Genomic DNA, 19,865 nt, shown 5'->3' with positions numbered 1-19,865 from the left:
AGGGGTATGGTCCGGTGATCGTGAACAGCCCGGATCCGGTGAACCGCAACTCCGACGCGCGCCCGGGGTGGGTCCCCGACGAGATCGACGTGACCCGCCCGAGCGTGGCGCGCGTCTACGACTTCTACCTCGGCGGCTCGCACAACTTCGAGGTCGACCGCGAGTTCGCGGCCGGCGTCCTCGACGTGCTGCCCGAGATGGCCGTCGTCGCACAGCAGAACCGCAAGTTCCTGCGCCGCGTCGTGCAGTACCTGTGTGCCCAGGGCATCGACCAGTTCCTCGACCTCGGCTCCGGCATCCCGACCGCGGGCAACGTGCACGAGGTCGCCGCGGCCGCCTGCCCCGGCGCCCGGGTGCTCTACGTCGACAACGACCCGGTCGCGGTGTCACACAGCCGCGCCCTGCTCACCGACGACGACACCACCGAGGTCCTCGCCGCCGACCTCACCCATCCCCGGTCGGTGCTCGACGACCCGCTGACCCGCCGGCACCTGGACCTGAGCCGCCCGGTCGCACTGCTGCTGGTGTCGGTGCTGCACTTCGTCGGCGACGAGCGCGACCCCGCCGGCCTGGTCCGCGCCTACGCCGACGCGCTCGCCCCCGGCAGCCATGTCGTGATCACCCACGCCAGCGACATAGGCAACGCCGCCGCCACCGACGCACAGGCTCTCTACAACCGTGACCGGTCCCCCAACGCGATGCGGATGCGCGACACCGGTGAGGTCGAGGCACTGTTCGGCGACCTGACCCTGCTCGAGCCCGGCGTCGTCCGGATCCCGTCGTGGCGGCCGGAGCCGGACTCGCTCCCGGGCCGCGACGACTACCCCGGCCTGGCCGGTGTCGCCCGGCTCTGAGCGCGACGGCGGCCGTCCCCTTCCCCGGTCCGCCGTCGCCCGGCTGGCCGAGGCGTGGACCGACGTCGTCGAGGCGGGCACGTTCGTCTCCATGGGGCGCGCCGAGCTGCGCGCCCTGCTCGGCGGGCTGGCCGCACGGCTCGACGACGCCGTCGCAGGCCGGGCCGGCCCGCAGGCCGCCGAGGGCGTCGGGGCGGAGCTGGTCGCGGCGCACCTCACCGACCCGGCCGCGTTGCGCGACTCGCTGGAGGTCCTGACCGAGCACCTGGTTCCCGACGGCGTGTCCGCGGCGCAGGCGCGCGCCGCGACCGGGGTGCTCACCGCGGTCTCCACCGGCTACGCCCGCGCGCTGCGGGACCGCACCCGGATCGAGCAGGAGCGGATCAGCAGCGCGCTGTTCACCGCGCGGACCGGTGCCGAGGCGGCCCGCTGGGCGTCGGAGGCCCGGTACGGCACGGTGTTCGAGCACGCCTACCTGGGGATCAGCGTGGCCGACACCGAGGGCACGATCCTGGAGGCCAACCGGGCGCTGTGCGAGATGATCGGCTACTCCGCCGACGAGCTCGTCGGGCAGTCGGTGTTCACCTTCATCCACCCCGAGGACTCGCCGGACACGTGGCCGCAGATCGAGGCGATGATGGCCGGGGAGGTCGACCACGTCCGGCTGGAGAAGGTCTACTTCCACAAGGAGGGCGACCAGATCCACACCGAGCTCGTCGTGTCCCTGGTGCGCGAGCCCGACGGCACGCCGCGGTTCCTGGTCGCGATGGTCGAGGACGTCACCGAGCGCCACCAGCTGCAGACCCGGCTGCGCCACCAGGCCGAGCACGACCCGCTGACCGGGCTGCCGAACCGCACACTGTTCTTCCGGCGCCTCGGGCACGCGCTCGACATGCCGCCGGGCACCGGTGGGCAGGTCGGGGTCTGCTACCTCGACCTCGACGGCTTCAAGGAGATCAACGACACCCTCGGCCACGACGCGGGGGACCGGCTGCTCACCACCGTCGCGGCCCGGCTGCGGAATGCGGTCGGCGCCGACGGGAACATCGTGGCCCGGATGGGCGGCGACGAGTTCGTCGTCCTCGTCGAGCACTGCGAGGAGGTCGACGACCTGCGTCCCGTGGCCCGTGCGGCGCTGACCGCGATCCGGGAGCCGCTCGACCTCGACGGGAACGAGGTCGCGGTGTCGGCGAGCGCGGGCATCGTCGCCCGCCCGCGGGCCCGCGCCCCGGGCGCCGGCGGCGCACGCGGCACCGACGCGGCGGAGCTGATGAAGGCCGCCGACACCACGATGTACTGGGCCAAGAGCGACGGCCGCGACCGCGTCGCGGTGTTCGACCCGCTACGCCACGACCACGACGTCGCGCTGTTCGAGCTGTCCGCGCGGCTGCCCGCGGCCCTGGAGAACGACGAGTTCGAGCTCGACTACCAGCCGCTCGTGCGGATCTCCGACGGGCGGATGGTCGGCGTCGAGGCGCTGGCCCGGTGGCGGCCGTCGGTGGAGACGCCGAGCACCCGCGACGACGGCCGGATCGGCCCGGACGTGTTCATCCCGCTCGCCGAGCGCACCGGCCTGATCGTGCCGCTGGGGCTGTCGCTGCTGCGCCGGGCGTGCCGGGAGGCCCGGGTCTGGAACCGGCCGGGACTGCAGCTGAGCGTGAACGTCGCCGGGCGGCAGCTGGAGGAGCCCGACGTCGTCGCCCGGTTCCGGGAGGTGCTCGAGGAGACCGGGTTCCCGGCGTCGTCGTTGCAGCTGGAACTGACCGAGTCCGACCTCATGGGCTCGGAGGGGCCACCCGCCGACGCGCTGCGGGAGCTGTCCGCGCTCGGCGTGCGGATCGCGATCGACGACTTCGGCACCGGCTACTCCAACCTCGCCTACCTGCACCGGCTGCCGGTCGACGTGCTCAAGCTGGCCGGGACGTTCGTGACCACCGACTGCACCGCGGAGTCCACTCCGGACCGGGACGTGGACTGCCCGCTGATCCTGTCGGCGGTGATCGACCTGGCGCACGCGCTCGGCCTGACGATCGTGGCGGAGTCGGTGGAGTCGGCCGGGCAGCTGCGCCGGCTGGTCGCCTTCGGCTGCGACGTCGGGCAGGGCTGGTACCTCGGCATGCCGGTCCCGCCGGAGCGGGTCCCGGATCTGCTGGTCAGCCGGGGCGGTCCGTCGGCTCACCGGATCGGGGTACCGCACGGTTCCGGCGAGAAATGATCGGCTGATCCGGGTTAGCGTCGCGCGATGAGCCCGCCCACGTTCAGCGAGGACCCGTCCGACCCCGACATCAGTCTGAAGATCGGGGATCGCGAGATCCTGATCCGGGACCGGTACGAGACCGCGAGCATCATCAACGACACCCTGATCGCGATCGAGTTCTTCATCGGCAGCATCTGGTTCTTCTTCGCCGACCACGACCCCGGCATCTGGCTCTTCGTGATCGGCAGTGCGCAGCTGCTGGCCCGGCCGGCGATCCGGCTGGCGCGGCGGGTGACGCTGAACCGGATGGAGCACGAGCAGGGTGCCGCCGCGGTCCGCGGCCGGGGTCACGAGGACCCCGAGGACTTCTGATTCACTCCCGGTCCCGTCCTGGCGGGACCGGCCGCGAGGTCGTCCCCGGCGACCGGTGAGGGCAGCAGCGGGCCGGCGTTGCGCCACACCGGCGCCGGTGCGGGCGGACCGCCGATGCCGTGCCAGAGGTCGCGACGGGCGGCCTCCCAGCGGGCCGCGTGGTCGATGCTCACCGGTTCACGCTACGGCGCATCATCGATATTGGGGAGCGCCGGTAACCACGCCGCCCGGCCGCAGCGATGCACCGCACGAGAGGCCCGCACGGCAGCGGGCCGGGACGGACGGAGCGCAGCGGTGCGAACGGCGTACAAGGTGTGGATCGGGGTCGCGGCGGCCACGTTCTGCCTGGTCGCGGTCACGGATCTGACCGGGCCGCACCCGTCCGCCGCCTCCTCGACGGCACCCGCCCCGGCCGCGCCGGTGGTGCCCGCCGCTCCCCCTGCTCCGGTGGCGCCCGCCGCCGCGGTGCCCGCCGCTGTGGAGCCCGCCGCTGTGGAGCCCGCGGTGCCGGCGACCGAGCTGGTGACCGTCACCGGCGTCGTCGACGGCGACACGCTCACCGTGTCCGGCAACCGGACCGTCGAGCTGCTCGACCTGGACGCCTGCCCGGTGAGCACGAAGGGCGGCCGCGAGGCCAAGGAGAACCTGGCGGTCTACGCCGCGCCCGGGCAGGAGGTGGAGCTGGTCGCCGACGGCACCCGCGACACCGACAGCCGCGGCCGCCTCCTGCGCCGCGCGCAACGGCCCACCACCTACCCGAGCCCGGACATGCCGTACCTGAACGACATCGGGACGAGCGTCGTCTCGGATGCCGCCGTAGGCGTGCTCCCGGCCGCGGAGAACGACGCGAGCCCCGAGTACCGCGACGAGCTCGAGGACCACGACTACGGCACGCGCGACTGCTCCGGCACCCCGGAGGTGCCCACGTCCACCGGTGGTGACAGCTACTCCTACGACAGCGACGACCACCACCACGTCAACCTCCCCGACGGCGCCCTGACCGGCGGATACTGCGCAAAGAAGTGGTGGTGCTGACCATGTCCCGCATCCTGGCCCGGCTCGTCGCCGTCGCACTCGTCATCGGCGCGGTCGTCATGCTCGTCAAGTGGCTGCTGATCACCGCGGCGATGCTGGCGGTGCCGTTCGGCCTCTGGTGGGTGATCGACCGGGTCGTCACCTACCGCCGCACCGGGACGAAGCGGGCCAAGGCCGCGGCGGCCGCCGCGCGCCGCCGGGAGGTGGAGTCGCGCGCGAGCGTCGACGCCACCGGCGGCTGCGGCTGGTGCGGGACCCGCGTCGCCCACCGCGACGACGCCGGCGCACTCGTCCACCCGCTCGACCACCACCGCGGCGAGGTCGAGGCGACCCTGCGCGGCGTGCCCGGTATGCCCGGTGGGCTGGATCACGCCCTCCGCTAACCTGGGCACCTCGGGGCAGTAGCTCAGCTGGTCAGAGCAGCGGACTCATAACCCGTCAGGTCGTCGGTTCGAGCCCGACCTGCCCCACGGAACCACAGCTCGTGGCGACTCCCGGCACCACTGATCACGGGTTCGGACCGATTCCGGCCACCGATGGCCGGATCTCCTCCGAACCCGTGATCACACTCGACCGGAGATGCCGCCGGTCCGGCGCGCCGCCCGGGCCGTCGCCGCGAGCACGCCGGCGAGGACGAGCACCACCGCGGCCGCCGCCGCGTCCCCGGCGAAACCGGCGATCAGCCCCTCCCGGGCGTCGAGGCCGAACGCGGTCTCCACCGCCCCGTAGGCGATGACGCCGAGTGCGAGGGCGAGCTGCTGCACGGTCGCGAACATCCCGCCGGAGAGGCCGGCCGCGGAGTCCGGGATCGCCCGCACGACGATCTGCGTCAGCGGCGAGAACACCATCGCCTGCCCGACGCCGAGCACGACGAGCCCCGGCTGGAGCACGAGCGGCAGTCCCGGGCCCCAGGCGAGTGCGGTCGTGACGGCACCGATCACCAGGCCCGAGATCTGCAGCCCGAGCCCGATCGGCAGCACCGCGTCTCCGAGCCGTCGCTGGATGCGGCCGATCATGGCCGAGACGCCGGCGAACACGACCGCGAACGGGAGCAGCATCGCGCCGGTCTCGGCGGGGTCGATCCGCAGGCCCGTCTCGATCGACCTGGTGGCGACGTAGAGCACCGCGCCGTACCCGGCGAAGAACAGCGCCGCCATCACGAGGCCGAGCTGCAGCGGGCGCAGCCGCAGCACGCCGGGTGGCAGCAGCGGGATCCGGCCGGAGCGCTCGATCCGGTCCTGGTGGAACCACAGCACGACGAGCAACGCCACGCCGAGGGCCAGCACACCGAGAGTCACCCACCGCCCGAGTGCAGGCCCGTAGGTCAGCGCGGCGACGACCAGCAGGATGCCGAACAGCAGCTGGAGCGTGCCTGCCACGTCGGCCGCAGCCGGGCGCGGCGACCGGCTGGCCGGCGCGAGGCGGCTGAGCGCAACGGAGGTGAGCGCGAGGACCGCGGCGACCGCGTAGGCGGCCCGCCATCCGGATCCGAACGGCGCCACCCCGGCGAGCACGCCGCCGAGCACCTGCCCGAGCGCGGCCCCGACACCACCGGCCGCGCCGAACAGCGCGATGAGCCGGACACGGTCGGCGGGGGCTGCGGTGGCCTGGATCGTGCCGAGCACCTGCGGGGTGCAGAGCGCCGCGCCGATGCCCTGCAGCACACGGGTGACGACCAGCATCTCGATGCCCGGCGACAGCACGCCGGCGACCGACGCGAGCGCGAACAGGCCCATCCCGATGCCGAACAGCGCGCGCCGGCCGAACCGGTCACCGAGACGTCCGCCGAGGATCAGCAGCGCCGCGAACGGGATGCCGTACGCCGCGACGACGGTCTCCTGCCCCACCGGGCCGACGCGCAGCTCGCTCGCCAGCTGCGGCATGGTCGCCGTGACGACATTGAAGCCGTACGTGCCGACGAGCACGCCGAGCAGCAGGCCGACGTAGCGGACGGCGGGGATGCGGACCGGTGCGGCGGCGCCGGTCCGGGCGGATGCGGTGGCGGTCATGGGCTCGACCGTGCGCCGCCGCACATCCTGGTACCAGGAGCCCCCTCATCCTGGTACCAGCAGTGCCAGGTTGAGTACCACGATCGTCGGCGGAGACGCGCGACACTGGGGCATGGCCGACGCCCCGCGCACCGAGCTCGCCGCGTTCCTCCGCACCCGGCGCGACCGCCTCACGCCCGCCGACGTGGGCATCCCCTCGACCGGTCGGCGCCGTGTCGCGGGGCTGCGTCGTGAGGAGGTCGCGCAGCTCGCCGGCGTCGGGCTCACCTGGTACACGTGGCTCGAGCAGGGTCGGCCGATCGGCGTCTCCGAGCAGGTGCTGACCGCCATCGCCCGGGCGCTGCGTCTCGACGCCGAGGAGCGCGCGCACCTGCTGGGACTCGCCGGCATCGACCGTCCGGCACACGGCGCCGGCGTCAAGGTCGCCCCGGAGCACCTCGAGCTGCTGGAACGGCTGAGCCCCTACCCGGCGACCCTGCAGTCGTCCCGCTACGACGTGCTGGCCTTCAACCGCGCCTACCGGTTCCTACTCGACGACCTCGCCACGATCCCGCCCGCCGAGCGCAACTGCATACGGATGCTCTTCACGAACCCGACGTGGCGCTCGCGCCACATCGACCTGCCGCAGACCGAGCGCCGGATGGTCGCCCGCCTCCGCCAGGGCTACGCGCGCCACGCGGATCAGAGCGAGTGGACGAGCTTCGTGGCGGAGCTGCGCGCCGCGTCGCCGCGCTTCGCCGAGCTGTGGGAGACCGGCGACGTGCACGGCGAGTACGACGCGGTGAAGCTCATCGCGAACCCGCTCGTCGGGGAGCTGCGCCTGCGGCTGCAGAGCCTGTGGCTGGACGAGAGCCTCGGCTCCCGGATCGCCTGGTTCGTGCCCGACGACGCCGCCACCCGCGCACGGCTCGACGAGCTCGACCGGATGGTCGCCGACGCCCGGCCGCTCGTCGAGCGCACGCCGGTCCTCACTGCGTGAGGGTGGTTCTCCTCGGCGCGTCGCGCCTGGGGCAAGATCCGAGGTCAGGAGTCGTCGAGTTCTTCGCGGTGGCGCCGGAAGAATCCCCGTAGCTCGGCCACCAACTTTCCGTCGATCGGGATCTCGTCGTCCTCAAAGCGCTGCAGGCTCCCGATCATCGCGGCCAGAACCGATCTGTCGAGGCCGGGGTCGATCCTCACGGCGTGATCGAGCATGGTGCCGAACTCGTACCGATGCGCGAGTACGAACACATCGGCGAAGTCCCGGGCCTCGGCCCGGCCGAAAAGGGCGAGGAGCTTACGTCCGGCGAGTTCTTCCGGTGCGAAGGTCGGCCCTGCGACGCTGCCGACCGGTGACAGTGCCGGCGGCGAGTCGAGGGCGAGATCCACGAGCAGGTCCTCCTCGCCGCTGACGAGCAACCTGCAGAAGGTGTCGCCGTCCCGGATCCGCCCAACTGACCAGCCCCGCCTCGTGACTGCGTTCTCGAACGCATCCCGTGCAGAGGTCACGGTGCTGCGTCCAGCCCGCGTAAACAGGTCGAGATCCTGAGTCGGTCGATTCGTCAGGTGCTGGGCGGCGAGGGCAGCCCCGCCGGCGATCAGGAACCCGTCGCTTTCCGGCAAGCTGAAGAACAACTCGGCCACCGCGATCTGGAACAGCGTCAGTATCTCGTTCTGCGGGGTCATGCGGTCGCGGGAGCTGTCGCAGCGAGAACGAGCGGCTCCCACGCGGCGCGGACACCCTCTGGGAGGACCAGGTCGGGCCACAGATCGATGAGCAGGGCACCGTCGATGTAGGCGAGTACGTCATCCGCGGTGCCCTCCCGGAGAACGATCTCGTACACCCGCCCGCGCTGACGCCGGTCCCGCATGTCGAAGACCCGACCCGGGTCCGACCAGTTGAGGTGCAACGGCAACATGACGGAAGCGAACGCCTCGGACGGGTCGAGTCGTGGTAGGTGAGAAGGCACCGGCACGGTTCGGCCGTGGCCGGCGGGTTGCTCCGTGAACGCGATCGTCGGCGCAGCGGCGAGCTCGTATCCAGCGGCAGCCAGGATCCTGGCCGCGGTCGTGAGGCTGGGCGACCGATGGCCACGCTCGTACGAGGACAAGGTTGGCCGGGAGGTTCCGGCTCGAGTTGCCAGCTCGTCCTGGTTCAGTGCGGCCGCGCGCCGAACGTCAGCGATCATGCGTCGGGGATCCATCGCTCCACCTCAGTATCCGATCGGATACATTCTGGCAGTAATGCCACCCCGCAACAAGTGACTCCGCTGCATGCCGTCGGACCCGCCGAGAACGACGAACAGCGCCGCCGAACCATCACCGCCCTGACCGACCTCGACGCGGTGCTCCGCGCATCCGACACCGGCCGCCCCGCCGTGGGCTTCTCCGACGGACGACACCCGTCTCGACCAGCCTTCGACGACGCCATCCGGCAACGACTCGACGACGCCCACGCGGAGATCGACCCCGACCATCTCCTCCGCCGACCGGCGCAGACGATCAGGTAGTTGCTGGCATCGTCCTGAGTCATCGGACCACCTGAGCTGAGGCAGACCGGAGAGCGACGCTCAGGACGAGGGCTACGACGGCGCAAGCCGCAGCGGCAGCGAACATCGCCGAGAACCCGGCGCCGGCAGCGATCAGACCGCTCAGTGGACCGGCGACCAGAATGCCCAGATCCCAGAACGACGTCGCGGTCGCCACCGCGTTGCCGGCGCCCGCCCCGCCGGTCCGAGTCAAGGTCGTCAGAACCGTGGCGGGCAACGCGAGACTGAGCCCGCCCCCTACGACCGCGGCGCCGGCCAGCGCGACGGTGATCGACGCCGCGAGTGCCAGCAGCACGAATCCGCAGGCGACCACGGCAGAGGTGACGATGGTCGTACGCGGGCCGCCCCATCGGTCGACCACCGGGCTTCCGACCGCCCGCGCGATCAGGAACGCCCCCGCGAACACGGCGAGCGCGACACCCGAACCGCCCAGTTGCGAACGGTCGAGGAAGAGCACCAAACCGCTGGCGATCGTGCCGTAGCCGTACGCACCCAGGCCGAAGACCACCCCCGGGAGAGCCGCCCCACGCGGCAGCACCTCCCGCCAGTGCTCCGGACGCAGCCGCCCGCGCCTGTCCATCCCGCCGGCCGGTGTCGTCGCCGCGAACGCCGCGGCCACCAGACCGAAACCGATGATCACCCACCACACCTGCTCCGGATCGAGAAGCAGACCGCCAGCAGTGACGACCAGCGGTCCGAGCGCCAGGCCGCCCCACATGGACAACCCGAACCAGCCGGCGACACTCGCGCGACGTTCGGGCGCGAGCCCGTGCAACACCCAGGGCAGCGCTGCCGAGAACAGTGCTGCCTCGCCCAGGCCCATCACCAGCCGCGCGATCACCATCACCAGCAGGTTCGGCGCAACCAACTGACCGAGTGCCCCCGACGCGACCAACAGCCCGCTCGCGATCACCGCCGCCCGCGCCAGGCCGGCGTCGCCTGCCCGGCCGGCGAACGGACGCGCGATCGCGGTCGCCGCGAACGCCGCACCGACGGCGACCCCCGTCTCGATCGGCCCGCCTCCCAGCTGATCCGGCACCCATCGGGTCAGCGCTTGCAGGGTGCCGCCGAAAGCGAGGTACCCGAAGAGGACGGCGCACCACAGCCGACGGATCGGAGGCCGGGAGCGCTCTGTCTGCACCATCAGTCGGATGATACCGATCGGTCTTATCCTGGCAAGACCGATCGGTATCATGCGAGGCGTCATCGTGGGAGGAGAAGGTCATGCCGGTGCCGAAGGGCGGGTCGATCGCACCCGAGGTGACTCGCGCCCGCCTGCTCGATGCGGCGCTCGAACTGTTCGCCGCACGAGGAGTGAACGCGGTCGGAGTCGCGGAGGTGGCGGCGAAGGCGGGCGCCTCGAAGCTGAGCCTGTACCGCTACTTCCCGTCGAAGGACGACCTGGTCGCCGCCGTGGTGGACGAACGGTCGGCGCGCGTACAGCAGTGGCTACGCCGTGAAAGCGGAGGCCACAGCGGGATCGACGGCGTGCTGGCCGTCTTCGACCTGCTGAGCACCTGGTTCCGGCGGCGCGACTTCGTCGGGTGCGCGATCATCAACTCGATCACCGACCTGCGCGGTAGCCCTGACCCCCGAGTCACGACGACCGCTCGCCGGCACCTGCAGGGGTACCGCGACCTGCTCGTCGAACGGCTTTCCGCGCTCGACCCGGCACCGCGAGATGTCGATGCCCTGGCACGGCAACTGTTGTTGCTGATCGAGGGCGCGACCGTGGTCGCGGCGGTCGACTCGGCCGCGGCGATGAACGACGCGCGTGCCGCCGCCGCTTCACTGATCGACGTCGCCGGCCGGGCGTAACCGATCCGGGCGGATTCGAGGCGCGGGAGCCAGGAAGCACCGAGACCGGGCGCCCCGCTCCACGGGACCCTCGGCGAACGTGATCGCCGGCATTCCGGTGTGCCGATCTCCCACAACGGTCAGGCTCCTCGCTCCCTGCCGTGGGCGCGCACCGGGACCGGGACACCTTCGGCGCGTCGGATCAGGCGCTGCGATCCACGTGCGCCCGGACGGCCCGCCCGTCCTCGGAGAGCCAGCCCCTGGCCCGTGCGTAACCGATCATCCCGTCGAACTGCTCGTCCCAGTCCTCGAGCGTCGCGGACTCCTTCGCCAGCGCCCTCAGTCGTTCGACGTCGGCGAAGACGTGACCTTCCCCCGCGGTGCCGATCCCGACGGCGCGGGCGACCTCGTCGAGCGAGGAGGCCCCGGTGATCGAGCTGAGCACACGCAGGTCGGTGAGGGTGTCGGCGTCGGTCACGACGCAGCCGTCCGACTCGATACAGATGATCATGTGATTCCTCCGGTCGCCGGCGGCGGACGAGCGTCACTCCTCGCCGCTCGCCCTGGCGACCTGCAGTGGGTTGTCGAGAGACATCGCGGCCCGTTCGCTGGAACGGACGTGGTCGCGCATCGCGAACTCCGCGCCGAAGCCGTCCTTCTCCCGGATCAGCTCCAGGACGTGCCGGTGCTCGGCCAGGGAGGCCCCGAGCCGCCCCGGCCGGGACAGCGACGCCGAGACCAGACGGTGGTAGGCGAGCTGATTCATCAGCGTGGTGTAGTGCGCAGCCAGCCGGGTGTTGTCCGCGCCGGTCACGATCAGTTCGTGGAACTCCTGGACGAGGTCGGCGTAGCCCTCTGCGTCGTCGCGGCCAACGGCTTCCTCCGCCCGAGCGAGGTTGTCGGCAAGCTGGTCGAGCACCGGGACCGCGCCGCGGGCGGCGAGCAGCCGGGCACCCATGCCCTCGAGCATCTCCTTGAGCTCGAACAGCTCGACGAGCTCGCGCCGGCTCGGCACCCGGACGAAGGTCCCGACCCGCGGCCGGATCTCGACGAGGCCCTCGATCTGCAGCTGCTTGAGGGCTTCGCGCACCGGGGTGCGGCTGACGTCGTACTCCGTCGCCAGCGCCAGCTCCGACAGCGGACGACCCGGCTCGCGTGCTCCGCTGACGATCTCGTCGCGCAACCCGTCGAGGACCCTGGCCTGAGCTCCGCGACGACCGTTCGCCGGTGCGTCGTCACGTTCGGTGCCCACCATGACGGCACCTTAACCGGCGTCACCCCACGACGTCGGTGCCACAGGCACGCAGCTCGGCGGCGCTCACCGGCCCAGGTCGCAGTACCGACATCGACAGCCCCAGACCGGCGATCATGGACGCCGCCGCTCCGGCGTCTCCGGCTGCCCCGCCCCCGGTGGCGGGACCGCGCAGGTACAGCACGGCCCCGCCCCGGTCGGCGACGGCGGCCAGCGCTTCGTCGAGGCCGGAGCGACAGCCGCAACCGAGCCCGCCGAACACGTCCCCGGCGGTGCACTCGACGTGCACCGCGAGCACCGGTAGCCCGGTCGCGGGCGGGTCGACGCACAGTGCCAGGTGCTCGGCGCCGGTCACCTCGTCCCGGAACCCGACGGCGTCGAAGGTGCCGTGGGTGGTGGGCAGGGTCACCCGCGGGCCACGGGTCACCCGGGCCCGCAGACCGTCGCCGTGGCGGTATCGATACCGGACGACGTCGGCGACGTCGAGGACCGGCACCTCGTGGCGGGCACCGAGCTCGGCGATCTCCCGGCGGTTCGCCGTTCGCCCACCACCGGCGATCTCCGGGCCGGTCACGACCTCGGCGATCACCCCGACCGGCGGCAGGCCTGCCAGCCGGCACAGGTCAACGGCCGCCTCGGTGTGCCCGGCCCGCTCGACGACCCCGCCCGGTCGGGCCCGCAACGGCAGCACGTGTCCGGGCCGGGTGAGGTCCCGCGCGACGCTGGCCGGGTCGGCCAGCACCCGCGCGGTCCGGGCCCGGTCACGGGCGCTGATCCCCGTGCCGATGCCGGTCGCGGCGTCGACCGAGACCGTATACGCCGTGCCGAGCGGGTCGGCGTTGTGCTGCACCATGAGCGGCAGGTCGAGCTCGTCGGCTCGCGAGGCCTCCATCGGCACGCACAGCAGACCCGAGGTATGCCGGACGGTCCAGGCCGTCCACTCCGGGGAGGCCGACGCCGCGGGCAGCACGACGTCGCCCTCGCCCTCCCTGTCGTCGTCATCGGCGACGAGTACCGGTCGGCCGGCCCTCAGCGACGCGAGCGCCGCCTCTACGGGATCGCGGCCGTCGATCCGGGACGCCCGCGACTCCAGCGCCACGCTCACGACGCCGCACCCAGCCGGGCGAGTCCGTGGAAGTCGCTCTCGTGGAAGACAAGCGGGCCGTGCACCGGATGGGTGCACTGGCGATGCACCCGCAGCAGCACGATGTCGTGGTCGCCCGCGGTCACGACGTCCGAGACCGAGCAGTCCAGCCACGCCGACGCGCCGCCGACCAGCAGCGCACCGTCATCGGTCGGGGTCAGCTCGAGACCGGCGAACCGGTCCCCCTGCTTGGACGCCAGCTGTCGGCATGCGAGGCCCTGCCCCTCGCCCAGCACCGACAAACCGATCCGAGGCCGTTCGCGCAGCCGCGGCCAGGTCGTCGACGTGTGTTGCACGCACAGCCCCACCAGCGGCGGCTCGAGCGAGACGGCGACGAACGAGCTCGCCGCCATCCCGACCGGGGTACCCGTCTCGTCGAGGGCGCAGGCAGCGGTGACGCCGCTGGGGAACCGTCCGAACACCTGTCGTAGCCCGGTCGCGTCGACAACGCCGCCGTCCACGGTGGGAATCAGCTCGGCCATGGGACTCGCCTCCTAGGACCGCAGGACGAACGGGTCGCCCGCGGGCTCGTCGCTGGTGTTGATCCACACGCTCTTGAGCCGGGTGTACTCGCGGACCACCTCGGTGCCGTGCTCGACGCCGAGGCCGGAGGTCTTGAACCCCGACCGCGGCGACATCGGAGACATCGCGCGGTACATGTTCACCCAGACCGTGCCGGCGTCGAGCGCGGCAGCGGCACGGTGCGCCCGTCCCAGGTCGCGCGTCCAGATGCCGGCCGCGAGGCCGTAGTTCGTGTCATTGGCGATCTGCAGTGCCTCGGCCTCGTCGTCGAACGGGATGATCGCGACGACCGGCCCGAAGATCTCCTCGCGGCACATCCGGGTGTCGTTGGACAAGCCGGTGAACACCGTCGGCTCGTGGAACCAACCGCCCAGACCGGTGTCCGGGCGCCCGCCGCCGTGCGCGACGACGCCGCCCTCGCCGCGCCCGGCGGCCACGTACTCCTCGACCTTGGCCAGCTGGGCCGGCATGGCCAGCGGGCCGAGCTCAGTGGTGTCGTCGAGCGGGTCGCCGATCCGGATCGTGCGGGCCCGGGCGACGACGCGCTCGACCAGCTCGTCGTACACCGAGCGGTGTGCGAGGACTCGGCTACCCGCGATACAGGTCTGCCCGGCCGCCGCGAAGATCCCGGCGATGACACCGTTCGCAGCGCTCTCCACGTCGGCGTCGGCGAATACCAGCTGCGGAGACTTCCCGCCGAGCTCGAGCCCGGCCCGGACCAGCCGTTTCCCGGCGCGCTCGGCGATCCACGAACCCGTCGCGGTGCTGCCGGTGAACGACAGCTTCGCGACGTCGGGGTGATCGACCAGCGGGGCACCGGCCTCGCCGCCGAACCCGGTCACCACGTTCACCACCCCGGCCGGGAACCCGGCCTCCTCGAACAGCGGCGCGAGCGCCAGCATCGAGGCGCTGGTGTACTCCGACGGCTTGACCACGGCGGTGTTGCCACAGGCCAACAACGGGGCCAGCTTCGCCACGGTCAGGGTCAGCGGCGAGTTCCACGGGGTGATCGCGCCGACCACACCGACCGGCTCGCGCAGCGTGTAGTTGAGCACGTCGACGCTGCTGGCCGGGATCGTCTCGCCGTGGATCTTGTCGGCAAGTCCGGCGTAGTAGAAGAAGTACTCCGGTAACCCGGCGAGCTGGACGGTCATCTCGCGCAGCAGCTTGCCGTTGTCGGTGCTCTCGGTGCGGGCCAGCTCCTCGGCGTGCTCGCCGACGAGCTCACCCACCCGGCGGAGCAGGGCGCCACGCCGGGTCTGCGACATCCGCCGCCAGACAGGGGACTCGAAGGTCGTGCGGGCAGCGGCGACGGCCCGCTCGACGTCCGGTGCCGTCCCCCGTGCGGCCTCGTACCAGGCCTGCGCGGTGGTCGGGTTGTCGCTGGTCAGGTACTCGCCCCCGGCAGGGGGCACGAACTCGCCACCGATGAGGTGGTCGTGGCGCGGCAGCGCGTTGGTGGTCATCGGTTCAAGGCTCCGGACGACGATGTGTGGGAGGGGGTGGCGGGGCGCCGGATCCGGTCCCGGAGCACCTCGGTGACGGCATCCGGGCGTTCCAGCGGAAGCAGGTGGCGGGCACCGGGAACGATCTCTCCGTGGCCACGGGGCACGCGGGCGGCGAGCGCCTCGGTCATCGCCGGGGTGTACCCCGGGTCGTCCGACCCGGTGGTGGCGACCACCGGCGGTGCGAGCCGCGGCAGTTCCGGCCACAGCTCGTCGTCGGCGCGGGCGAAGACCTCGTAACAGGCCAGGTACGACTGCGGCCGGTTCGCCGCCAGCGTGGCCCGCACGCGGTCGGCGAGCTGCGGCTCCTGGGCCAGCCACTCGTCGCCGAACCAGCGGGCGACGGCACCGTCGAACGTCGAGGCGAGGTCGGCGCGGGCACTGTCGAGCCGGCCGAGCACCGCGGCCCGCTCGGCGTCGCTGCGCCCGGCGACGCCGCTGACCAGCGTCAGCGTCGCGACGCACTCGGGATGGTCCAGGGCAACCCGGGTGGCGACGAGTGCACCGAGGGAGAACCCGGCCAGGTGCACCGGGGCCCCGATCCCGACGACGAGCTCGGCGATCGGCGCGGCCAGGTCGGCGAGGCTCGTGCCGGCCGGGGCGTCCGGCGCCGTCCCGTGCCCGAGCAGGTCAGGGGCATGCACGATGTGGCCGTCGGCCGCGAGCCCCGGCGCGACGCGGTCCCACAGGGTGTGGTCGAGGCCCACCCCGTGCAGCAGGACCACGTCGGCCGGTCGGCTCACTTCTCGCTCGACAGCGGAGCGAGCCGGGACTGCGGCCGGCCCTGGGCCGCGGCGGCGAGACCGACCACGATCTCGTCGGCGCGCGGACCGTCCGGCACGCGAGCCTCGACGGTCTGGTGGTGCGACCGGATCGTCGCGTCGGTGATGTGCTTGAGCGGGATGTCGAACACGGTGCCGGCAGCAGCTCGCTTCTCGACAGCGGGCAGCAGCGTGGTGGCCTGCGCGGCGTCGCGGAAGTGGTTGCCGAACTTGAGCGTGTGGATCAACCCTGAGCCGTGCTCGATCTCCCCGTCGAGACCGACGATCGCCGCCTTGCCATAGGCCTCGACCGGGGCGCCGAGCGCGGTGACGACCCGGTCGGCGAGCAGCTTTCCGAGGTCGGAGGCGACCTCGTCGATGCCCGGCGCGAGGTCGTCGACGAAGCCGCGGCCTGCCCACGGGTTCTCGATGACAGCGAGCACGACGGCCACCCGGGCCGCCGGTTCGACCGGCCGGCCACCCTCGATGAGGGTCTCGTCGACGACGGTGTGGATGCTGCGGACGGTGGGGCTCATGAGACTGTCTCCATCTGGGCGGGTGTGGTGGTCCGGTCGTGCGGCCGGTCCAGGACGTGCCGGGCGAGGGCGGAGTCGGTGCGCCGGTCGCCGATGCGTGCGTTCGGGCGGGGCCCGTCGGAGGCGGCCGCGACGACCGCGATCTCTCCCGGGCGCGGTCCGTCCGGGACCCGGACGGTGACGGTCTGGTAGTGCGAACGCGTCGAGGCGTGCTCCTTGTGCCACAACGGAACCGTCAGCGGCGTCCCGGCGTCGGCCCGGGCATCGGAGAAGACGATGATCGACTCCCCCTCGGTGCGGTGCCGTAGGACGTCGCCGAAGAACGGGGTGTGGATCAGCGCACCCCCGTGCTCGATCTCGCCGTCGAGGCCGACGATCGCGGCCTTGCCGAACGCCTCCACGCTCCCGGCCCCGCCGAGCACGTCGAGCAGCCGGGCCGAGAGCGCGTGGGCGATCTCCGGGGCGAGCTCGGCGACCTCGGGCGCCAGGTCGTCGAGCACACCGCGGCCCAGCCACGGGTTCGCGACGACGGCGACGCAGGCTGCGCGGCGTACCGGGGTGTCCACCGGCTCCCCGAGCTCACGCATGCTCTCCTCGACGACGGTGACGATCCGCCGGATCGGCGCCGTCACGCGCCGCTCCCGGAGAACTGCGGCATGACCTTCTCGGCAAACAGCTCGAAGCTGCGCATCGCCTTGCCGTGCTCGAGGCCCGGGTGGGTCGTCCACAGCAGCAGGTCCTGCAGATTCAGCTCCGTCTGCAACTCGTTCACCTTCTCCGCCACGTGGTCCGGCGTGCCGACCAGCAGGTTCCGCTCGGCGAGGAAGTCGTAGTCGAGTACGCGGCCGGTGATGTCCTCGTCGACCTCGCGCAGGTTGTTGAGCCCTCGCCAGTGGCAGATCCACTTGTAGGAGGTCAGCAGTGCCTCCTCGAAGTCGGCGCGGGCCTGTTCCATGGTGTCGGCGACGTAGACGTCCCGGACCAGCGACAGTCCGGTGCCGAGCTGCTGCTCCACGCCGGTCACCTCGGACAGCGTGTCGCGGTAGAGCTCGAAGCGCCCCTTCAGCTCGGAGATCGGCGGCATCCAGAAGATGCCCTTCATCCCGGCGCGGGCGGCACTCTGGATCGACCGCGGTGTGTCGATGACCTGCGACATCGGCGGGTGCGGGCGCTGGTAGGACTGCGGTACGACCTTCATCGCCGTGAGCGTCCCGTCGTCGCCGACGAACTCCGGGGAGGACGGCGACTCCGGGTGGTTCCAGCTGATCCCCGGTGCCGGGTACCGGTAGAAGTCGCCCTGATGGGAGAAGAACTCCCCGCCCCACGCCTTGCGCAGGATCTCGACGGTCTCGTCGAACAGCGCGCGGTTCTGCTCCTGGTCGCGCGGGTCGGCGGTGGGGTTGAGGTTCATCGCCTCACGGCCGTAGAGCCCGCGGCCGACGGCGACCTCGGCGCGGCCGCGTGAGAGCTGGTCGAGCATCGCGATGTCCTCGGCGAGGCGCATCGGGTTCCAGAAGGTGACGATGTTCGCCGCCTGGCCGATCCGGATCCGCGAGGTGCGGGCCGCGATGTCGGTGCCCATGAGCACCGGATTCGGGATCAGCTCGAAGCCCTCATGGCCGAAGTGGTGCTCTGTGTACCAGATCGAGTGGTAGCCGGCGGTGTCGGCGTAGGTCGCGACCTCGCGGATCTCGTCGAGGACGCCGGCGACGTCGTCGAGCCGGCCGGGCGCGCCGACGTTGTGAAAGATGGAGAAACGCATCTCAGGACTCCTTCGTCGATGAGGGGGTACCGAGCGGGCGGCTCGCGGTGAGCGTCGCCCGTTCGCTGGAACGCACGTGGTCACGCATGGCGAACTCGGCACCGATCCCGTCCTTGCCCCGGACGAGCTCGAGGACCTCCCGGTGCTCGGCCAGGGACTCCCCCAACCGGCCGGGCCGGGTCAACGAGGCCGAGACCAGGCGGTGGTAGGCGAGCTGGTTCATCAGCGTTCGGTAGTGGGCCACGAGCTGGGTGTTGTCTGCGCCGGTCACGAGCAGCTCGTGGAACTCGTGGACCAGCACTGCGTACGTCCGGGCGTCATCGGCCGCGACGGCATGTGCGGAGCGCTCGACGTTCTCGGCCAGAGCGTCGAGCTCCCGGACGGGGCCCCGCGCCGCGAGCAACCGGGCGCCCATGCCCTCCAGCATCTCCTTGAGCTCGAACAGCTCCACCACCTCGCGGCGGGTGGGTGCTCGAACGAACGAGCCGACGCGCGGCCGGACCTCGATCAGTCCCTCGATCTGCAGCTGCTTGAGCGCCTCCCGAACGGGGGTGCGCGAGACGTGGTGCTCGGCGGCGAGCGCCACCTCGGACAGAGGCTCGCCAGGTGAGTATCTGCCCTCGATGATCGCGGTCCGGACGCCGTCGAGGACGCGAGCCTGCGCTCCCCTGCGACCCAGCACCGCCGCTGTCTCTTGCATGCATCAGACGATACGAACAGGGCGTGAACTCGTCAAGCCTTGGATCGCTGCGCGTCGAGATACTCGACGTAACCGCAGTTGAAGGACGCCTCCCAGACTCCAGGGTCGAGATGTCCGAGTCCGGTCAGGTCCTTGACCGACCCACTGTTGCATGCCACAGTCTGCGCCGTCGCCGTGGCTGGCATGCATCCCGCCTCGAAATCCGCCCTCTCTCTCGGATCGCCACGCCTCATCCGGTCACCTCATCGACGAGGAGAAGGACCCATGAACCATGTACTGCGCTTCCCGCAGTCCCCTGGCCTGCGCCCGATCGACTGCGGGGCTCAGCCGATGTTCGACGGCGACGTCCGCACACGCGTCGCCCGCAGTGCCGGAGCACCCGGCGAACAGACCGTGATGGCCACCGAATTCGCAGCCGGGTCCTCGACGGTGTGGCACAGCCACGACACCGACCAGACGCTCGTCGTCACCGCCGGATCGGCCCGTCTCGACTACGCCGACGGGCCCATCGAGCTGCAGGCCGGGGACGTCGTCACCGTCCCCGCCGGTGTACCGCACCGGCACCTGAGCTCCGGCGACCAACCGATGACCCACCTCTCGGTCACCGGCTACGGCCGGAACCACCTTCAGCTCTGAGCTGCACCACCGGTCAGTCCCCTTCGCCCCGGCCCGATGCCGGCGCCCGTCCGACCTGGAGAACCGCATGGCCCACGACACCTCGCACACCGGTGTGCGACCGCCCGACACGGCAGCCGCACCGGCCGCGGGGACTGTCCGGAAGATCGTGTGTGGGCGGTGATCGTCTGTGTCAGTTCAGGGCGATCCGGTCGCCGTAGAACAGTGTCAACGCGTTCAGTGCAGCCTTCCAGCCGGTGGTCCGGCCGGTCACGT

At 71.9% G+C, this 19,865-nt stretch carries 24 protein-coding genes and 1 tRNA gene; 9 read left to right on the top strand and 16 right to left on the bottom strand.

The window, feature by feature from the left end; genetic code table 11:
* Positions 1-20: 20 nt before the first annotated feature.
* From ACLE50_RS13825 to ACLE50_RS13815, 3 genes are read left to right on the top strand one after another with little or no spacing between them, the layout of a single operon-like run.
* Complete coding sequence (locus ACLE50_RS13825; protein WP_410943924.1) at positions 21-854, top strand: SAM-dependent methyltransferase; 834 nt, start codon at positions 21-23, stop codon at positions 852-854.
* Positions 838-3,069, top strand: a complete 2,232-nt coding sequence (locus ACLE50_RS13820; protein ID WP_410943923.1) for a putative bifunctional diguanylate cyclase/phosphodiesterase — start codon at positions 838-840, stop codon at positions 3,067-3,069. The genes ACLE50_RS13825 and ACLE50_RS13820 overlap by 17 nt, the downstream gene beginning before the upstream one ends.
* A 27-nt stretch (positions 3,070-3,096) precedes the next feature.
* Positions 3,097-3,423, top strand: coding sequence for a YrhK family protein (locus tag ACLE50_RS13815; RefSeq protein ID WP_410943922.1), 327 nt, complete (start codon positions 3,097-3,099; stop codon positions 3,421-3,423).
* Here the strand turns inward: ACLE50_RS13815 and ACLE50_RS13810 are convergent.
* Positions 3,399-3,596, bottom strand: a complete 198-nt coding sequence (locus ACLE50_RS13810) for a hypothetical protein (RefSeq protein WP_410943921.1) — start codon at positions 3,594-3,596, stop codon at positions 3,399-3,401. The genes ACLE50_RS13815 and ACLE50_RS13810 overlap by 25 nt on opposite strands.
* A 121-nt stretch (positions 3,597-3,717) precedes the next feature.
* Here ACLE50_RS13810 and ACLE50_RS13805 point away from each other — a divergent pair, with 121 nt between their 5' ends.
* The 3 genes from ACLE50_RS13805 (at position 3,718) to ACLE50_RS13795 (ending at position 4,928) form a co-directional block, all read left to right on the top strand.
* Complete coding sequence (locus tag ACLE50_RS13805) at positions 3,718-4,458, top strand: thermonuclease family protein (RefSeq protein WP_410943920.1); 741 nt, start codon at positions 3,718-3,720, stop codon at positions 4,456-4,458.
* A gap of 2 nt (positions 4,459-4,460) precedes the next feature.
* Positions 4,461-4,841: a hypothetical protein gene (locus ACLE50_RS13800; protein WP_410943919.1), complete on the top strand. Its 381-nt coding sequence runs from the start codon at positions 4,461-4,463 to the stop codon at positions 4,839-4,841.
* A 12-nt stretch (positions 4,842-4,853) separates the two neighbouring features.
* Positions 4,854-4,928, top strand: a tRNA-Ile gene (locus ACLE50_RS13795).
* Between the two features lie 93 nt (positions 4,929-5,021).
* Here ACLE50_RS13795 and ACLE50_RS13790 read toward each other — a convergent pair.
* Positions 5,022-6,467, bottom strand: a complete 1,446-nt coding sequence (locus ACLE50_RS13790) for an MFS transporter (protein WP_410943918.1) — start codon at positions 6,465-6,467, stop codon at positions 5,022-5,024.
* A gap of 70 nt (positions 6,468-6,537) precedes the next feature.
* Between ACLE50_RS13790 and ACLE50_RS13785 the strand changes: the two genes are divergently transcribed.
* On the top strand, positions 6,538-7,446 hold the full coding sequence (locus ACLE50_RS13785; protein WP_410943917.1) for a helix-turn-helix transcriptional regulator: 909 nt from the start codon (positions 6,538-6,540) through the stop codon (positions 7,444-7,446).
* A 44-nt stretch (positions 7,447-7,490) separates the two neighbouring features.
* Here ACLE50_RS13785 and ACLE50_RS13780 read toward each other — a convergent pair whose 3' ends face one another.
* The 4 genes from ACLE50_RS13780 to ACLE50_RS13765 form a co-directional block, all read right to left on the bottom strand.
* On the bottom strand, positions 7,491-8,132 hold the full coding sequence (locus ACLE50_RS13780; RefSeq protein ID WP_410943916.1) for a nucleotidyl transferase AbiEii/AbiGii toxin family protein: 642 nt from the start codon (positions 8,130-8,132) through the stop codon (positions 7,491-7,493).
* On the bottom strand, positions 8,129-8,650 hold the full coding sequence (locus ACLE50_RS13775; protein WP_410943915.1) for a helix-turn-helix transcriptional regulator: 522 nt from the start codon (positions 8,648-8,650) through the stop codon (positions 8,129-8,131). The genes ACLE50_RS13780 and ACLE50_RS13775 overlap by 4 nt, the downstream gene beginning before the upstream one ends.
* 9 nt (positions 8,651-8,659) lie before the next feature.
* Positions 8,660-8,902: a hypothetical protein gene (locus ACLE50_RS13770; RefSeq protein WP_410943914.1), complete on the bottom strand. Its 243-nt coding sequence runs from the start codon at positions 8,900-8,902 to the stop codon at positions 8,660-8,662.
* Between the two features lie 73 nt (positions 8,903-8,975).
* Positions 8,976-10,139, bottom strand: a complete 1,164-nt coding sequence (locus ACLE50_RS13765; protein ID WP_410943913.1) for an MFS transporter — start codon at positions 10,137-10,139, stop codon at positions 8,976-8,978.
* An 80-nt stretch (positions 10,140-10,219) separates the two neighbouring features.
* Here ACLE50_RS13765 and ACLE50_RS13760 point away from each other — a divergent pair, with 80 nt between their 5' ends.
* Positions 10,220-10,813 (top strand): TetR/AcrR family transcriptional regulator, encoded by a 594-nt coding sequence (locus tag ACLE50_RS13760; RefSeq protein WP_410943912.1) that lies wholly within the window; start codon positions 10,220-10,222, stop codon positions 10,811-10,813.
* A gap of 181 nt (positions 10,814-10,994) precedes the next feature.
* Here the strand turns inward: ACLE50_RS13760 and ACLE50_RS13755 are convergent, their stop codons facing one another.
* The 10 genes from ACLE50_RS13755 to ACLE50_RS13710 are packed head-to-tail and all read right to left on the bottom strand — an operon-like array spanning position 10,995 to position 18,974.
* Positions 10,995-11,303, bottom strand: a complete 309-nt coding sequence (locus ACLE50_RS13755) for a hypothetical protein (RefSeq protein WP_410943911.1) — start codon at positions 11,301-11,303, stop codon at positions 10,995-10,997.
* A 33-nt stretch (positions 11,304-11,336) separates the two neighbouring features.
* Positions 11,337-12,047 carry a GntR family transcriptional regulator gene (locus ACLE50_RS13750; RefSeq protein WP_410943910.1) on the bottom strand — a complete coding sequence of 237 codons (711 nt, stop codon included), beginning with the start codon at positions 12,045-12,047 and terminating at the stop codon, positions 11,337-11,339.
* A gap of 19 nt (positions 12,048-12,066) precedes the next feature.
* On the bottom strand, positions 12,067-13,149 hold the full coding sequence (gene ribB, locus ACLE50_RS13745; protein WP_410943909.1) for a 3,4-dihydroxy-2-butanone-4-phosphate synthase: 1,083 nt from the start codon (positions 13,147-13,149) through the stop codon (positions 12,067-12,069).
* Positions 13,146-13,670, bottom strand: coding sequence for a flavin reductase family protein (locus tag ACLE50_RS13740; RefSeq protein WP_410943908.1), 525 nt, complete (start codon positions 13,668-13,670; stop codon positions 13,146-13,148). The genes ribB and ACLE50_RS13740 overlap by 4 nt, the downstream gene beginning before the upstream one ends.
* A 12-nt stretch (positions 13,671-13,682) precedes the next feature.
* Complete coding sequence (locus tag ACLE50_RS13735) at positions 13,683-15,176, bottom strand: aldehyde dehydrogenase (protein WP_410943907.1); 1,494 nt, start codon at positions 15,174-15,176, stop codon at positions 13,683-13,685.
* On the bottom strand, positions 15,173-15,958 hold the full coding sequence (locus ACLE50_RS13730) for an alpha/beta fold hydrolase (protein ID WP_410943906.1): 786 nt from the start codon (positions 15,956-15,958) through the stop codon (positions 15,173-15,175). Before ACLE50_RS13730 ends, ACLE50_RS13735 begins: the two co-directional genes overlap by 4 nt.
* Positions 15,955-16,512 carry an amino acid synthesis family protein gene (locus tag ACLE50_RS13725; RefSeq protein WP_410943905.1) on the bottom strand — a complete coding sequence of 186 codons (558 nt, stop codon included), beginning with the start codon at positions 16,510-16,512 and terminating at the stop codon, positions 15,955-15,957. The genes ACLE50_RS13730 and ACLE50_RS13725 overlap by 4 nt, the downstream gene beginning before the upstream one ends.
* Positions 16,509-17,144, bottom strand: coding sequence for an amino acid synthesis family protein (locus tag ACLE50_RS13720; protein WP_410943904.1), 636 nt, complete (start codon positions 17,142-17,144; stop codon positions 16,509-16,511). Before ACLE50_RS13720 ends, ACLE50_RS13725 begins: the two co-directional genes overlap by 4 nt.
* A complete protein-coding gene (locus tag ACLE50_RS13715; protein ID WP_410943903.1) occupies positions 17,141-18,274 on the bottom strand; it encodes an LLM class flavin-dependent oxidoreductase in 1,134 nt (377 codons plus the stop codon). Before ACLE50_RS13715 ends, ACLE50_RS13720 begins: the two co-directional genes overlap by 4 nt.
* Position 18,275: 1 nt before the next feature.
* Positions 18,276-18,974: a GntR family transcriptional regulator gene (locus ACLE50_RS13710; protein WP_410943902.1), complete on the bottom strand. Its 699-nt coding sequence runs from the start codon at positions 18,972-18,974 to the stop codon at positions 18,276-18,278.
* A gap of 264 nt (positions 18,975-19,238) precedes the next feature.
* Here ACLE50_RS13710 and ACLE50_RS13705 point away from each other — a divergent pair, with 264 nt between their 5' ends.
* Positions 19,239-19,610, top strand: coding sequence for a cupin domain-containing protein (locus tag ACLE50_RS13705; protein WP_410943901.1), 372 nt, complete (start codon positions 19,239-19,241; stop codon positions 19,608-19,610).
* Positions 19,611-19,865 lie beyond the last annotated feature (255 nt).

It is taken from the genome of Pseudonocardia phyllosphaerae (assembly GCF_046546475.1).
Taxonomy (GTDB): Bacteria; Actinomycetota; Actinomycetes; order Mycobacteriales; family Pseudonocardiaceae; genus Pseudonocardia; species Pseudonocardia phyllosphaerae.
The sequence above is the reverse complement of the archived record's forward strand: the minus strand, read 5'-3'. Positions and strand labels throughout refer to the sequence as shown.

What these genes read in the sequence shown, in the direction of transcription:
- ACLE50_RS13815 (WP_410943922.1), top strand. Translation starts at nt 3,097, where the DNA reads ATGAGCCCGCCCACGTTCAGCGAGGACCCGTCCGACCCCGACATCAGT.
- ACLE50_RS13800 (WP_410943919.1), top strand. Translation starts at nt 4,461, where the DNA reads ATGTCCCGCATCCTGGCCCGGCTCGTCGCCGTCGCACTCGTCATCGGC.
- ACLE50_RS13790 (WP_410943918.1), bottom strand. Translation starts at nt 6,467, where the DNA reads ATGACCGCCACCGCATCCGCCCGGACCGGCGCCGCCGCACCGGTCCGC.
- ACLE50_RS13780 (WP_410943916.1), bottom strand. Translation starts at nt 8,132, where the DNA reads ATGACCCCGCAGAACGAGATACTGACGCTGTTCCAGATCGCGGTGGCC.
- ACLE50_RS13775 (WP_410943915.1), bottom strand. Translation starts at nt 8,650, where the DNA reads ATGGATCCCCGACGCATGATCGCTGACGTTCGGCGCGCGGCCGCACTG.
- ACLE50_RS13765 (WP_410943913.1), bottom strand. Translation starts at nt 10,139, where the DNA reads ATGGTGCAGACAGAGCGCTCCCGGCCTCCGATCCGTCGGCTGTGGTGC.
- ACLE50_RS13760 (WP_410943912.1), top strand. Translation starts at nt 10,220, where the DNA reads ATGCCGGTGCCGAAGGGCGGGTCGATCGCACCCGAGGTGACTCGCGCC.
- ACLE50_RS13755 (WP_410943911.1), bottom strand. Translation starts at nt 11,303, where the DNA reads ATGATCATCTGTATCGAGTCGGACGGCTGCGTCGTGACCGACGCCGAC.
- ACLE50_RS13750 (WP_410943910.1), bottom strand. Translation starts at nt 12,047, where the DNA reads ATGGTGGGCACCGAACGTGACGACGCACCGGCGAACGGTCGTCGCGGA.
- ACLE50_RS13740 (WP_410943908.1), bottom strand. Translation starts at nt 13,670, where the DNA reads ATGGCCGAGCTGATTCCCACCGTGGACGGCGGCGTTGTCGACGCGACC.
- ACLE50_RS13735 (WP_410943907.1), bottom strand. Translation starts at nt 15,176, where the DNA reads ATGACCACCAACGCGCTGCCGCGCCACGACCACCTCATCGGTGGCGAG.
- ACLE50_RS13725 (WP_410943905.1), bottom strand. Translation starts at nt 16,512, where the DNA reads ATGAGCCCCACCGTCCGCAGCATCCACACCGTCGTCGACGAGACCCTC.
- ACLE50_RS13715 (WP_410943903.1), bottom strand. Translation starts at nt 18,274, where the DNA reads ATGCGTTTCTCCATCTTTCACAACGTCGGCGCGCCCGGCCGGCTCGAC.
- ACLE50_RS13710 (WP_410943902.1), bottom strand. Translation starts at nt 18,974, where the DNA reads ATGCAAGAGACAGCGGCGGTGCTGGGTCGCAGGGGAGCGCAGGCTCGC.
- ACLE50_RS13705 (WP_410943901.1), top strand. Translation starts at nt 19,239, where the DNA reads ATGAACCATGTACTGCGCTTCCCGCAGTCCCCTGGCCTGCGCCCGATC.